The sequence below is a fragment of the Microbacterium sp. NPDC058389 genome (genome assembly GCF_042722305.1).
Classification (GTDB): domain Bacteria; phylum Actinomycetota; class Actinomycetes; order Actinomycetales; family Microbacteriaceae; genus Microbacterium.
The window spans coordinates 130,523-142,798 of sequence record NZ_JBHXJQ010000001.1 but is presented as its reverse complement, the minus strand read 5'-3'; the positions used below and the strand labels follow the sequence as shown (position 1 = coordinate 142,798).

Below are 12,276 nucleotides of genomic sequence, written 5' to 3'. Positions count from 1 at the left end.
AAGGACACTCATGACACTCTTCGAAACCCCCCTCACCATGCTCCGCGGGGAGGACACGACGTTCGGCGAGCTCACCGCCGGACGGCTGACACTCGTGGTCAACGTCGCGTCGCGGTGCGGACTCGCACCACAGTATGAGCAGCTCGAACAGCTGCAGCGGACCTACGGGCCGCGCGGATTCACGGTGATCGGGTTCCCCAGCAACCAGTTCCTGCAGGAGCTGTCCAGCGAGGACGCGATCGCGGAGTACTGCTCAGCGACCTGGGGCGTCACGTTCCCCATGGCGGAGAAGGTTCGCGTGAACGGCCGCAGTGCCCACCCGCTGTACAAGCAGCTCACCGGAACCCCCGACGTCGCGGGCAAGAGCGGGCGCATCACCTGGAACTTCGAGAAGTTCCTCGTGAGCCCCACCGGCGAGGTGAGGCGATTCGCACCCCGCGTGCTCCCGGACGATCCCGAGGTGCTGACCGCCATCGAACAGTGGCTTCCTCAGGGCCGCCCGTCACACGATCGCGAGCACGCGAACGAACCACGGTAAGGCCGCCTCACCCTCGATCCCGCGCTTCAGGGTGCATCCCGGCGCTCTGGAAACCCGCCGCGCTCGACGCCACACTGAGTTCATGAACCTCGCCGAGCTCGCTGCCTCGTACCTCGAGGATGTGTCCAACGAACCTGACGCACAGCGCCGGCACGAAGCGATCGAGCGACTTTTCCACGAGGACATGCGTTACGTGGATCAGGACGGACCCGTCGATGGACGGGAAGCCTTCGCCGCCCGGATCGATGCCCTGTCGGCGATGATGGGGCCGACCGCACGCTTCTCGCTCCGCCGTCCGGCGCAGGCCGTCGACGACGCGGTGCTGTTCCACTGGCGCCTCGGCGCTCCCACCGAGGACGCGGACCTGGAGGGCGCCGACATCGCCCTGGTCCGGGACGGTCGGATCCACCGCCTTTATGCGGTGCTCGACTGATCAGCCCTCCGATTCGCCCGCGATCCCATCGTGATTGCCGGCTCGATGGGCGAACCGTCTGGGAGTCCGCTTGCATCGGGGCGTCGCCGGACTGGCGCGCCCGAGGGTGCTGAACATCGTCACGCCGCAGGTGTCAGGTCTCGACTCAGCACAGCGGCGCCGGCAGTCCCCTTCTTCGGAAGCAGGGCGATCCGCTCGTTCCACCGCTGCGCCGTCTGGATGGCCCAGAACACGGCGAACAGGGTCAGCCCCACCGCTTCGCCGAGCAACACCTCCGGGAATCCTGGAATCGCGTCTTCGACCTCGAACTGTGCCACAACCGCCAGCCCGACGAGGAAGACGATATCGGCAGCCATCGCGATCGCCAGGATCTTGTACCAGAGCCGCTGAGTGTCACCTGCCGGGGTGCGATCCTCCGGGTCGTTGTCGCGGATACCTCGGATCCAGACCACCGTGGCGAAGGCGGCGAAGAAGAGGAACGTGGCGATGTAGTGGATGCTGAAGCTCGAGGGGCCGACTCGGAAATACGGGAAAGCGTCGTTCGACACGAAGGTGAAGAAGAAGAGGGCGACGGCAGTGACTGCGGCCGTCACGGGTACGAGGAACGCAAACCGCTGCCGCTTCTCCTTGCGCTGGACGATCATCATCACCACGACGATCACCACGAGGATGAGGATGTAGGTGAGGACCGCGTTCTGCACATCGGGAAGTGCGGCCTTCGGCAGGCAGCTCTGCTCCGTACCCTCGCATGTGAAGGTGGTCAGACCCTGCTCACTGGCTTTCACATCAGTCGGCACAATCGCGATGAGCGGCCCGAAGATCGCGGCGAAGTCGAGCAGCGTCGACGGGCTGGGGAGTTTGAGCGTCCGCTGTCCCAGCGGGATCTCTGCCGCACCTCCTCGACCGTTGAGCGCGAGCATCGCGAGGGAGGCCGCGATGAGCACCCCGACGAACACGTTCCGCGCGGGGGTCCAGTAGTAGTAGCTGATCGACCCCTTCACGTAGCCGCCGACCACCGAAGCGATGATCACGCCGATGAAGAGGGCCGCGACGGCGAAGACGAACGACAGTCGCAGGTAGCGGTGGGTCTTGAGCGCTGTCGTGACGAAGTCCGGCTGCTCGTCTTGGGCTTGCTGGTTCTGGACGCTTTTGTCATCCGTCGTGTCGGTCATCGCTGCTCCCATGCAGAGAAAATGACTCGCCGCGACGCGTTGAGAGTCCGACTGCCGCTGTCGCGACTTGCGCTCGCCCCCAGCGGAGCGCCTGCGTCATGGTACCGCTCCCGGGGTGGGCGACGGCAGGCCCCTTCGGCGGAGCATGATCACGAGTGCCCCAGATCAGCGGGGCGCTGGTTCCGTGTCTCCGGCGGCCGATCGCCGAGCGCGCCGTATCTCGTCGCCGCGCTCAACTGAGCGCAAACCTCGCACCTTGGGCCCTCGGTGGGGGGTTCGCAATACCGAGGGTGGCAGTCGCAGATTGAGACGATCGTGGTTGCTGCGACACTGTCGGGTATGGGTGTGCGGCGATCCAGGATCGGTGTCGTGGCCGGCGTGGTCGCTTCGATCCTGTGTGTCGGCGGGTGCGCGGGCGGCTCAGTGGGTCCTGGCGGATCTGTTGCACTGCGTTCAGGATGGACTGAGGTCGATGATCTCCCGTTGACTGCCCGGACCGTGCCCACGCTCGCCTGGTCCGGTACGGAGGTGTTCGTGGTTGGGGGCGACACGGGATCTCCGTGCCCGCCTACGGCCGATTGTGTGTGGACAGCCCTCGCTCGCGATGGTGCGGCGTTCGATCCGGTTGCGGGGACATGGCGGGTGATCCGTGACGCTCCTGTCGACATCCCGCCATCGCCAGCGGCGTTCGCGGGCGGTCGGCTGTTCATCTCGGTTGTTGGCGCGGGTGGCGAGTCCGCCCTGGTCTCATACGACGTGGACGCGGACCGGTGGGACATGTGGGATGTGCCCGACGCCGTACCGCGCACGCTGGTCGCGGACGGCGACCGAGTTCTCTTTGTCTCCGGTTCTGACGAGCGCGGTATCGCTGCAGATCTGGTGCTGGATGCGACGACGGGGGAATGGTCGGAGCTTCCACCGGACCCGCTTGGTTCAACGTTCGACCGGGTCATCACACCGACCCCGGAGGGGCTGGTGCTCACCGCGAAAGAGCTCGTCGCCAATCCCGGCTCGGAACGGCCTGCGCTCACCATCGCCGCGTTGTATGACGAGGAATCGGGAGAATGGTCCCGGCTACCGGATACCGGTCAGATCGGCGGGTGGCGGTGGATGTCGACCGGCGGTCGTCTTGTGGACCCACAACTCGGCGGCGCCGACGGAGGTGAGGTCGGCAACTGGGGACGCACCTACCCGTACGGCGGCACTTTCACTCTGCCCGACGGAACATGGTCGCCACTGATGGATACACCCGAACCGTTACGAGACGCATGGATGTCTGACGTGGTCGGACCGGGTCGTTTCGCGCTTAGCGGCGGCTACCTCTACGACGCCCAGCGCATGACCTGGACTGAGGTGGGTCGACCCGACGGTGCACCGACGCTGCCTGAGCAAGCGATCTGGGCCGACGACAAGTTGCTGGTTCTCGGTGGAGGGGACTTCAAGGGTATTGATGGAACCGTCGGCCAGAAGGTGTGGACCTACACGCCCAGCGAATGAGCCCGGGCACGACAGAGTCCCGTCTCCGCCGCCGGATCGGCCACCGCGCATGGCTCGACTGCTCAGTAAGCAAGGTCAAACAGTCACAACGAACTCATGAGTCGACGCATCGAGTACCTCGTCGCTGTGTATCGCGGTGACCGCGCCGTCGATCCCGACCGTCTATCGCTCGCGGGGTTGCATCATCCTCACACCGATGAGGACGAGACCGGACCCGATCGCCGCGGCACCGATGAACGCGACGGTCAATCCACCCCCAAGCGGTAGGAGCGTCCCGTAGATGGCCATCCCGAGACCGATGACGAGGAGAGCTGCGATGTAGCCGGTTACGGCGGAGGAGTTCACCTGCGAACGCTATCGCGATCGCGGGAACGGGAGCCTCCGGACCGGTATCTCAGAGGTCGCGAAGCGCATCCGGGTCGTCTGCGAGCCGGTCCGCCTCGCGCGCCACGACCTCCTGCTCCGCCTCACTCAGCGGAGGAAGGCCCACTTCGTCGGCGGGGATACCCGCGTACGGGTCTGCCCCGGGGAACTCGTGATCGAACGAGCCGGCGACGACTCCCCCTGGAGGAACCTCGTCGCCTGCGGTGCCCAACAGTGTCTCCTCGCCGGGACCCTGCTCCGGCTCGTCGTCTCCGAGATGCGTACGATGCCACTCACCGCTCATGTTCACTCCCGCCTGCGGAATTCTCGTCTCCGTTCATCATCGAGGATCAGCGCTGGTTGCGCGACCGCGAGTGGGTCGCCTCCCGGCTTCGCAGCGAAGTCGCCGCGTTCGCAGACGTCGTCTTCGAAGAGGAGCGCGTGGCCGCTCGCTGAACGACCGCGGCAGTTGTGCGGGCATCCCTTCATCCCTGCTCAACTTCACAGGCTAGATTGCAGTGCAGACTTTCTCGAAACCACGAGGCAGGTGATTGCGATGGCCGCTCTGAGGGTTACCACAACGGCGACCAGGAAGTGGCTTGGTGCCCTGCTCATGGTTGCCGCTTGCGCGTTCGTGCTGATCGTCATCGGCACTCTGAGCGGAGCCACAGATGAGGTTCGGCGTCCTGCGGACCGCGAGGCGGAGAGCTTCGCGGACGGGTACCTGCTCCAGCAGTTGAACATCGCCGCCGCAGACTCGGGCGCAGCGGGCGGGGAGCGAGTTGCCCAAGTCGAGATACTGCTCACGTCGATGACCGGGGAACGTGTGACCGGTTCCCACGAGACCATCCTGGTCGGCCCCCGGAAGGGAACCAGCTTCCCGGTCGCCATCTACTCCTACTGGGAAGACACGACCTTCTCCGGCGCCGGCGATGACGCCTACTACGGTCGCGCCTGTCACGTCTACACCGTCGGAACTCGCGCCGTCACCTCAGTGCCGATCAACTGTCCAACGAGCGTTCCCGAACAGCCCTCAGTCCCGGCACTGACCAGTGATGGCTGGCCGCTTGGCTGACCTCGCCGCTCATCAGTATCGGCGCGACCGCGACTGCGGGCTCGCTAGGAACGATCGAGGACTCGGGAACGTGCGTCGCTGAAGATACCCACGATGCGTTGACACGCCGACGTCGTCGTCGTCCTCGTTGCCGGATGCCACCTCGCCCACATAGCGTGACGACCATACCGTTGCCGTCGCCTTCGGCCGTCGCCGCGACTGACAGACTCGCCCCGTGAACTCGATCGGTCCGCGAGTCCGTGCGACTCTGGTTCTGGGGTGCGCTGCGAGATAAAGTCACACCATGGCGGAGAGACTGGTAGAGAAGCTCGCCGGGTCCGTACCCTCCTGGGGCGCTCGCATCGCGTACGGAGAGAAGTCGACGGTCGGTGGGCAGGACATCGTCCCTGTCGCGATCGTCGCGTTCGGGTTCGGCGCCGGAGAGGGGTCTGGCGAGACGCCCCCGACCGAGAAGTTGCCCCAGGGCAAGGGGGAAGGCTCCGGCGGAGGTGGAGGCGGGATCGCCCTGCCCATCGGCGCCTATGTCCCCGGCCCGAACGGAACGGTGTTCAAACCCAATTCGATTGCCCTCGTGATCGCCGTCACGCCGATCGTCATGAGTGTCGCCGCTGCCATCGCCAGCGTGACCGCGGTCCGAAGCGCCGTCAAGCTCTTCCGCTGAACCGACCGGCGGGTCAGCATCGCATCGTCGTCGACGAAAGCTCCCGTTACCGCGCCGTCGTCGCGCACCGCGGTTGCCCCACTCAGATGCGTAGGCGGTCCTGTCGCGAGCCGGCGTCTCCGCACAACGAACGAAGGCCTCGACTTCCGCGTGATGACGCGGAAGTCGGGGCCTTCATCCAGTAACAACGGCTGTGGAGATGGGGGGAATCGAACCCCCGTCCATCGCTGAGTAACGGCGGCTTCTCCGGGCGCAGTCTGTACGAGCGTTCTACTCGGCTCCGACCTTTGTCACAGACACCTAAGTCGACGAGCCCATCCTGAAAAGAGTCCCGTGTGACGCTCAGGCGACGTCACACAGCAAGATCCCTAGATGACGCCAATACCCGTGACGGGATCAGTCACGGATTGACGGCGTCGGGCTCGCTGCTCAGGCAGCGAGGGCGAACGCGGACTGCTTCTTTTCGGCAGTTGTATTTTTGCAGGGAGCGTTCACGAGATAACCCTGCATCCTCGGCCCGCTTCTCGCAGATTCACAGGCGATGTCGAAACCGATCATCCCCGTGCCTCGTTCGAGGTGTTCCTTCTGTCGAAGGGCCGTTGTCACACTGTGGAGTTGCCAATCCCGGGAACCGGAGTACCCGAGCACATCAGAATACAACGGATGCGGCCGCCCCGCCATTCCGCGGCACCACGTAGAGTCGGCGTCATGAGCGACGTCGTCATCACCGTCCGTGGGGAGCACGAGACCCGCATCACGCCGGAGCGTGCCATCGCGCACCTCACGATCCGCGCGGAGGGGCCGGAACGGGGCGCCGTCGTCGAGCGCATGGCCGCGCTCACCGAGCCGGTGCGCGACGACCTCGCCGCCCGCAAGGCCGCGGGTACCGTCCCGGAGTGGACAAGCCAGCGGGTCTCGGTGTGGTCGGAGCGGCCGTGGAACAACGAGGGCAAGCGCCTGGCGCCCGTGCACTACGCCAGCGTCGACTTCTCGGTCACGTTCACGGACTTCACGGTGCTGTCGTGGTGGGCGGGCGAGGTCGCCGAGCGCGAAGGGGTTCAGTTCGGCTGGATCGAGTGGCTGCTCACGCCCGAGACACGGGCGCAGACCGAGAAGGATGTCGCGACGCAGGCCGTGGGCGTCGCGGTCGCGCGCGCGGAGGCCTACGCCGGCGCGCTGGGCCTTGCGAACGTGACGGCGCTGGAGATCGCCGATGTCGGGCTCCTCACGCGTCAGGAGCAGTCCCCCGCTCCCGCCCCGCGCATGATGATGGCGAAGGCCGCCTACGCCGCGGATGCCGGCGGAGCACCCGCCGTGCAGCTGCAGCCGGAGGACATCGTCGTGTCGGCCGCGGTCGAGGCTCGGTTCGTCGCCCGCTGACGCGGGGACGCGGCATCCACTACTCGCCGAGTCTGTTGCGGCTGCGCATCGCGCGCTCCGCCTCGCGCTTGTCTTCGCGCTCGCGGATCGTCTGGCGCTTCTCGTACTCGCGCTTGCCCTTGGCGACAGCGATCTCGACCTTGGCCCGGCCGTCCGAGAAGTAGAGCTTCAGCGGGATGAGCGTGTAGCCGCCCGCCGAGATGGCGTGCGAGAGCTTGACGATCTCTTGCTTGTGCAGCAGGAGCTTGCGCGTGCGCTTGGACGAGTGGTTCGTCCAGTGGCCCTGCGAGTACTCCGGGATGTGCACCGCGTCGAGGAAGGCCTCGCCGTTGTCGATGTAGGCGTAGCCGTCCGACAGGTTGGCGCGGCCCTCGCGCAGCGACTTCACCTCGGTGCCGGTGAGCACCAGGCCCGCCTCGTACGTCTTCTCGATCTCGTACTCGAAGCGCGCGCGACGATTGGTCGCCACGACCTTCTCCCCGCGTTCCCTGGGCATGGGCGTCTCCTCGGTTGCTGAACCTGTCGAAGCATGCCGCACCGGATGTACGGCAGCCTGTCAGTCTATCCGACTCAGGCGCGCAGCCAGCGCCGGATGGCGAAGCCGGCCGACAGCGCCGCGAGCACCACGCCCACGAGGATCAGGATCGGGATCACGAGCCACGCGTCACCGAGGTCGACCCAGGTCGTCACGAAATCCACGCGGTTGCGCAGGTACTTGTCGACGCCGAAGTAGACGCCGGCGAGCACGGCGCCGCTCGCGAGCAGCGATCCGAGCAGCGCGGCGAACACGCCCTCCAGGATGAACGGCGTCTGGATGAACCGGTTGGATGCACCGACCAGGCGCATGATGCCGAGCTCGCGTCTGCGCGCGAATGCCGAGAGCCGGATGGTGGTCGCGATGAGCAGTACCGCGGCGATCAGCATGAGCGCGGCGATGCCGACGGCGATGTAGGTCGCGATCGTCAGCGCCGAGAACAGCGGGTCGAGGTACTGCATCTGGTCCTTGACGTCCTCGACGCCCTGCATCCCGCTGAACGCCTCGATCAGCACGTCCGACTGCGACGGGTCGACGAGCGTGATGCGGAACGTCTCGTTCACCTGGTCGGGCGTGATGACGCTCGCGTTGTCCTCGCCGGCGAGGTCGACGTACTCCTGGTAGGCCTGCTCGTGGTTGAGGAACACCATCTCGCGGATGAGCGGCGCCAGCGCGGTCCCCTCGAGCTTCGACGTGACGTCTGCCACCTGCTCGGGCGTGGCCTCGCCGTTCACACAGGTCGCCGACGTCGAGATGTCCGTGCACATGTACACGGCGACCTGGGCCCGTTCGACCCAGAAGTCGCGCATCGTCGCGATCTGCATCTGCATGAGGATCGCGGCGCCCACGAAGGTCAGCGACACGAATGTCACGAGCACGACCGACACGACCATCGACAGGTTGCGGCGCAGCCCCGAGAAGGCCTCCGACAGGATCAGCCCGACCCTCATGATGTCGGCCCCACTTCGTCGTCGTCGTCGGTATCGTCGCGCACGAGCCCGAGCCGGTCGGCGAGCCCGAGCTCCTCGACGTCGATGTCGGCCAGCTCGACCGGGATCGACGACGTTGCCGGGGCTGCGGCCGAGGGCGGGGTGGATGCCGCCTCCTCCGGCTGCTCGTCGGCCTCCGTTGCGGCGACCGTGGCTGCGGCAGCCGTGTCCGCGACCGCCGCAGGAACGGCAGGCGTGCGCGGCGCAGACGGCGCGGACGGCGCCGGAGTGCCGGCATCCCCCGCCGCCACTGCGGATGGGAGGTCGTCGTCGTCATCGGGGACGTCGGTGGGGTCGAGGCCGGCGGCCGCGGCGATCGCGGCCTCGCGCTGCACCTCGAGAACGGCGGTGAGGGCGGCGACCGCGGCGGCGCCGCGCTCCGGTTCGGGGGCGAGGCTCGGAAGGCTCGACGTGTCGCCGTAGCCGCCGTGGCGTTCGTCGCGCACCATCTCGCCGTGACGCAGCTCGATCACGCGGCGCTGCATCTGGTCGACGAAACCCGCCTCGTGCGTGGCCATGACGACCGTGGTGCCGCCGGCGTTGATCCGGGCGAGCAGCTGCATGATGTCGACCGACGTGCCCGGGTCGAGGTTTCCGGTCGGCTCGTCGGCGAGGAGGATCTGAGGGCGGTTGGCCAGGGCGCGGGCGATCGCGACGCGCTGCTGCTCGCCGCCGGAGAGCTCGTGCGGGAACCGCTTCTCCTTCCCGGCGAGCCCCACCAGCGCCAGCACCTCGGGCACCGCCTGCTGGATGAATCCGCGGGACGAGCCGATCACCTGCAGCGTGAACGCGACGTTCTGGAACACGGTCTTCGTCGGCAGCAGCCGGAAGTCCTGGAAGACGGCACCGACATGGCGCCGGAAGTACGGCACCTTGCGGTTCGACAGCGTGCGGAGGTCGCGACCGAGGACGACGACCCTCCCCTCACTGGGGGTCTCTTCGCGGAGGATCATGCGCAGGCACGTCGACTTGCCGGACCCCGACGCGCCGACGAGGAACACGAACTCGCCGCGGAGCACCTCGAAGTCGACATCGGTCAGGGCGGGCTTCGCTGTGCCGCGATAGCGCTTCGTGACGTTCTCGAACCGGATCATGGCCTAACGAGCCTATGCGGATGCCCCCTCAGGGCGTCCAGCGACACTCACGGGTGCGGCATCCGTCCTGCGACGGCTCCGCGGTCCGGATCAGTCGTCGTCGTCCTTGCGCTTGCGCCAGCGGATGCCCGCCGAGATGAAGCCGTCGAGATCGCCGTCGAACACCACGGCGGGGTTCCCGACCTCGTGGCCGGTGCGCAGGTCCTTCACAAGCTGCTGTCCGTAGAGGAAGTACGAGCGCATCTGGTCGCCCCAGCTCGCGGTGATGACGCCGGCGAGCTCCTTCTTCTTGGCGGCCTCCTCCTCGCGCTGCAGCAGCATGAGGCGCGTCTGCAGCACGCGCATGGCCGCGGCGCGGTTCTGGATCTGCGACTTCTCGTTCTGCATCGACACGACGATGCCCGTCGGGAGGTGGGTGATGCGCACCGCCGAGTCGGTCGTGTTGACCGACTGGCCGCCGGGGCCGGACGAGCGGAACACGTCGACGCGGATGTCGCTCTCGGGCACGTCGACCTCGACGGCCTCTTCCATGACGGGGATGACCTCGACGGCGGCGAAGCTCGTCTGGCGCTTGTCGGCCGACCCGAAGGGGCTGATGCGCGCGAGGCGGTGGGTGCCGGCCTCGACCGACAGGGTGCCGTAGGCGTAGGGCGCGTCGACCTGGAAGGTGGCGGACTTGATTCCCGCACCCTCGGCGTACGAGGTGTCCATGACCTTGACGGGGTACTTGTGACGCTCGGCCCAGCGCAGGTACATGCGCATCAGCATCTCGGCGAAGTCGGTCGCGTCGTCGCCGCCCGCGCCCGAGCGGATCGTCACGACGGCCGAGCGGTCGTCGTACTCGCCGTCGAGGAGCGTCTGCACCTCGAGCTGGCTGACGATGTCTTCGAGCTCGGCGATCTCGCGGCGGGCCTCCTCGGCGGAGTCCTCGTCATCCATCTCGTTGGCGAGCTCGACGAGGACGTCGAGGTCGTCGAGACGCTGCTCGACGTCGGTGACGCGCTTGAGCTCCGCCTGGCGGTGGCTGAGGGCGCTGGTCACCTTCTGCGCCTTCTCGACGTCGTCCCACAGGTCGGGGGCGCCGGCCTCCTCGCTGAGACGGGCGATGTCGGCGGTGAGTGCCTCGACGTCGACCACGGCCTTGATGTCGGCGAACGTGGAGCGCAGGGCCTGGATATCGGCGGAGGGATCGAAGTCGAGCATGACACTCCAGACTAACGTGGAAGCGATGAGTGAACGCGCCGAGACCCCCACCGCTCGCGACGTGCTGTGGCGGTTCGGGCCCATGGTCTACGGCCCTACCGTACTGTTCGCGCTCGGCGAGGGCGCCGTCATCCCCCTCGTGCCGGTCATCGCCGCGCAGCTGGGCGCCGATGTCGCGACGGCCGCGCTCGTGGCGTCGGCGCTCGTGATCGGTCAGCTGTGCGGCAATCTGCCGGCGGGATGGGCGGTCGCCCGCATCGGCGAACGCCTCACGATGGCGATCGCCGGCGTCATCTCGCTCGCGGGGATCGTCGGCATGGCGCTCGCGCCGTCGCTCGGCGTGTTCGCGATCGCGGTCTTCCTCATCGGCTTCTGCGCGGCCGCGTTCGGGCTGGCGCGCCACTCGTTCATGACGACCCGTGTGCCGCTCTCGTTCCGCGCACGCGCGCTGTCGCTCCTCGGTGGCACGTTCCGCCTCGGCATGTTCGTCGGGCCGTTCATCGCCGCGGGGCTGCTCGCCGTGTTCGGCGACGAGCATGCGACGATCTGGTTCTTCGGCGGATGCCTCGTCGCCACGGTCCTCCTGGTGCTCTTCGGTCCCGACCCCGAGAAGCAGCTGCCGGTACCCACGGTCCCGCGACGGCCGGATGACGACGCGATGGAGGACACCGGCGAGCCGGTGACCGGCTCCATCCCCCTGCGACAGGCTCAGGGCCCGGGGCCGCGCACCGGCGTGATCCGGACGATGTGGCGGCACCGGCGCGTGCTCTCGACGCTCGGCCTGGCGGCGGCATCCCTCTCGGCGGTCCGCTCGGCGCGGCAGGTCGTACTGCCGCTGTGGGGCGTGTCGATCGGGCTCGACGCGCAGACGATCGCCCTCGTGGTCGGGATCTCGGGGGCCATCGACTTCGCCCTCTTCTACGCGAGCGGTCAGGTGATGGACCGGTTCGGCCGGCTGTGGGCGGCGCTTCCGGCCATGATCCTCATGGGCGCGGGCTTCATCGCGCTGTCGCTGACGCACGACCTGCCGCAGGCGGCGATGTGGTTCGCGATGTTCGCCGCCGTGCTCGGTGTCGGCAACGGGCTGTCGAGCGGCATCCTGCTCACCCTCGGTGCGGACGTCGCACCGAAGTCCGATCCGGCCGCCTTCCTCGGCTCGTGGCGCACGCTCACCGACGCGGGAGGGGCCGTCGCCCCGCTCATCGTGTCGGCGCTCGCGGCCGTCGCCTCCCTCGCGGTCGCCACGGGCGTCATGGGCGGAATCGGGCTGCTCGGCGCACTCGCGTTCATCCGCTGGGTCCCGCGCTACGTCCCGCGCGCGGGGCACTGACGCCCG

General features: G+C 67.6%; 14 protein-coding genes and 1 other RNA gene. 7 read left to right on the top strand and 8 right to left on the bottom strand.

The features are described from left to right. Positions 1 to 10 precede the first annotated feature (10 nt). On the top strand, positions 11 to 538 hold the full coding sequence (locus tag ACFWJ8_RS00780) for a glutathione peroxidase (protein WP_378807784.1): 528 nt from the start codon (positions 11 to 13) through the stop codon (positions 536 to 538). Positions 539 to 620: 82 nt separating this feature from the next. Next, complete coding sequence (locus tag ACFWJ8_RS00775; protein WP_378807783.1) at positions 621 to 971, top strand: nuclear transport factor 2 family protein; 351 nt, start codon at positions 621 to 623, stop codon at positions 969 to 971. Positions 972 to 1,090: 119 nt separating this feature from the next. Here ACFWJ8_RS00775 and ACFWJ8_RS00770 read toward each other — a convergent pair whose 3' ends face one another. Continuing rightward, entirely contained in the window at positions 1,091 to 2,143 is a 1,053-nt protein-coding gene (locus ACFWJ8_RS00770) for a hypothetical protein (protein ID WP_378807781.1), read from the bottom strand. A gap of 642 nt (positions 2,144 to 2,785) precedes the next feature. On the opposite strand from ACFWJ8_RS00770, the gene ACFWJ8_RS00765 reads away from it, so the two are divergent. Continuing rightward, on the top strand, positions 2,786 to 3,640 hold the full coding sequence (locus ACFWJ8_RS00765) for a hypothetical protein (protein ID WP_378807780.1): 855 nt from the start codon (positions 2,786 to 2,788) through the stop codon (positions 3,638 to 3,640). A gap of 162 nt (positions 3,641 to 3,802) precedes the next feature. On the opposite strand, the gene ACFWJ8_RS00760 is transcribed toward ACFWJ8_RS00765, so the two are convergent. Both ACFWJ8_RS00760 and ACFWJ8_RS00755 read right to left on the bottom strand, forming a co-directional pair. Continuing rightward, positions 3,803 to 3,985, bottom strand: a complete 183-nt coding sequence (locus tag ACFWJ8_RS00760) for a hypothetical protein (RefSeq protein ID WP_378807779.1) — start codon at positions 3,983 to 3,985, stop codon at positions 3,803 to 3,805. Positions 3,986 to 4,034: 49 nt separating this feature from the next. Continuing rightward, positions 4,035 to 4,235: a hypothetical protein gene (locus tag ACFWJ8_RS00755; protein ID WP_378807778.1), complete on the bottom strand. Its 201-nt coding sequence runs from the start codon at positions 4,233 to 4,235 to the stop codon at positions 4,035 to 4,037. Between the two features lie 324 nt (positions 4,236 to 4,559). Between ACFWJ8_RS00755 and ACFWJ8_RS00750 the strand changes: the two genes are divergently transcribed. After that, a complete protein-coding gene (locus ACFWJ8_RS00750; protein WP_378807777.1) occupies positions 4,560 to 5,078 on the top strand; it encodes a hypothetical protein in 519 nt (172 codons plus the stop codon). 283 nt (positions 5,079 to 5,361) lie between these two features. Continuing rightward, entirely contained in the window at positions 5,362 to 5,739 is a 378-nt protein-coding gene (locus ACFWJ8_RS00745; RefSeq protein WP_378807776.1) for a hypothetical protein, read from the top strand. A 191-nt stretch (positions 5,740 to 5,930) separates the two neighbouring features. Here the strand turns inward: ACFWJ8_RS00745 and ssrA are convergent. Then, positions 5,931 to 6,301, bottom strand: a transfer-messenger RNA (tmRNA) gene (ssrA, locus tag ACFWJ8_RS00740). A 146-nt stretch (positions 6,302 to 6,447) separates the two neighbouring features. Between ssrA and ACFWJ8_RS00735 the strand changes: the two genes are divergently transcribed. Beyond that, complete coding sequence (locus ACFWJ8_RS00735; protein ID WP_378807775.1) at positions 6,448 to 7,119, top strand: SIMPL domain-containing protein; 672 nt, start codon at positions 6,448 to 6,450, stop codon at positions 7,117 to 7,119. Between the two features lie 19 nt (positions 7,120 to 7,138). Here ACFWJ8_RS00735 and smpB read toward each other — a convergent pair whose 3' ends face one another. The 4 genes from smpB to prfB form a co-directional block, all read right to left on the bottom strand. After that, positions 7,139 to 7,615 (bottom strand): SsrA-binding protein SmpB, encoded by a 477-nt coding sequence (gene smpB, locus ACFWJ8_RS00730; RefSeq protein WP_378807773.1) that lies wholly within the window; start codon positions 7,613 to 7,615, stop codon positions 7,139 to 7,141. A 74-nt stretch (positions 7,616 to 7,689) separates the two neighbouring features. Continuing rightward, the gene (gene ftsX / locus ACFWJ8_RS00725) at positions 7,690 to 8,604 is read right to left on the bottom strand and encodes a permease-like cell division protein FtsX (protein ID WP_378807771.1); all 915 of its coding nucleotides are present in this window, start codon (positions 8,602 to 8,604) and stop codon (positions 7,690 to 7,692) included. Further along, positions 8,601 to 9,737 (bottom strand): cell division ATP-binding protein FtsE, encoded by a 1,137-nt coding sequence (ftsE, locus tag ACFWJ8_RS00720; RefSeq protein ID WP_378807769.1) that lies wholly within the window; start codon positions 9,735 to 9,737, stop codon positions 8,601 to 8,603. The genes ftsX and ftsE overlap by 4 nt, the downstream gene beginning before the upstream one ends. Before the next feature lie 90 nt (positions 9,738 to 9,827). Beyond that, complete coding sequence (prfB, locus tag ACFWJ8_RS00715; protein ID WP_378807767.1) at positions 9,828 to 10,940, bottom strand: peptide chain release factor 2; 1,113 nt, start codon at positions 10,938 to 10,940, stop codon at positions 9,828 to 9,830. Between the two features lie 25 nt (positions 10,941 to 10,965). Here prfB and ACFWJ8_RS00710 point away from each other — a divergent pair, with 25 nt between their 5' ends. After that, complete coding sequence (locus ACFWJ8_RS00710) at positions 10,966 to 12,270, top strand: MFS transporter (protein ID WP_378807765.1); 1,305 nt, start codon at positions 10,966 to 10,968, stop codon at positions 12,268 to 12,270. Positions 12,271 to 12,276 lie beyond the last annotated feature (6 nt).

Excerpts from the sequence above, each read along its gene's own strand:
- ACFWJ8_RS00780 (WP_378807784.1), top strand. The coding sequence starts at position 11 with ATGACACTCTTCGAAACCCCCCTCACCATGCTCCGCGGGGAGGACACG.
- ACFWJ8_RS00775 (WP_378807783.1), top strand. The coding sequence starts at position 621 with ATGAACCTCGCCGAGCTCGCTGCCTCGTACCTCGAGGATGTGTCCAAC.
- ACFWJ8_RS00770 (WP_378807781.1), bottom strand. The coding sequence starts at position 2,143 with ATGACCGACACGACGGATGACAAAAGCGTCCAGAACCAGCAAGCCCAA.
- ACFWJ8_RS00750 (WP_378807777.1), top strand. The coding sequence starts at position 4,560 with ATGGCCGCTCTGAGGGTTACCACAACGGCGACCAGGAAGTGGCTTGGT.
- ACFWJ8_RS00745 (WP_378807776.1), top strand. The coding sequence starts at position 5,362 with ATGGCGGAGAGACTGGTAGAGAAGCTCGCCGGGTCCGTACCCTCCTGG.
- ACFWJ8_RS00735 (WP_378807775.1), top strand. The coding sequence starts at position 6,448 with ATGAGCGACGTCGTCATCACCGTCCGTGGGGAGCACGAGACCCGCATC.
- smpB (WP_378807773.1), bottom strand. The coding sequence starts at position 7,615 with ATGCCCAGGGAACGCGGGGAGAAGGTCGTGGCGACCAATCGTCGCGCG.
- ftsX (WP_378807771.1), bottom strand. The coding sequence starts at position 8,604 with ATGAGGGTCGGGCTGATCCTGTCGGAGGCCTTCTCGGGGCTGCGCCGC.
- ftsE (WP_378807769.1), bottom strand. The coding sequence starts at position 9,737 with ATGATCCGGTTCGAGAACGTCACGAAGCGCTATCGCGGCACAGCGAAG.
- prfB (WP_378807767.1), bottom strand. The coding sequence starts at position 10,940 with ATGCTCGACTTCGATCCCTCCGCCGATATCCAGGCCCTGCGCTCCACG.
- ACFWJ8_RS00710 (WP_378807765.1), top strand. The coding sequence starts at position 10,966 with ATGAGTGAACGCGCCGAGACCCCCACCGCTCGCGACGTGCTGTGGCGG.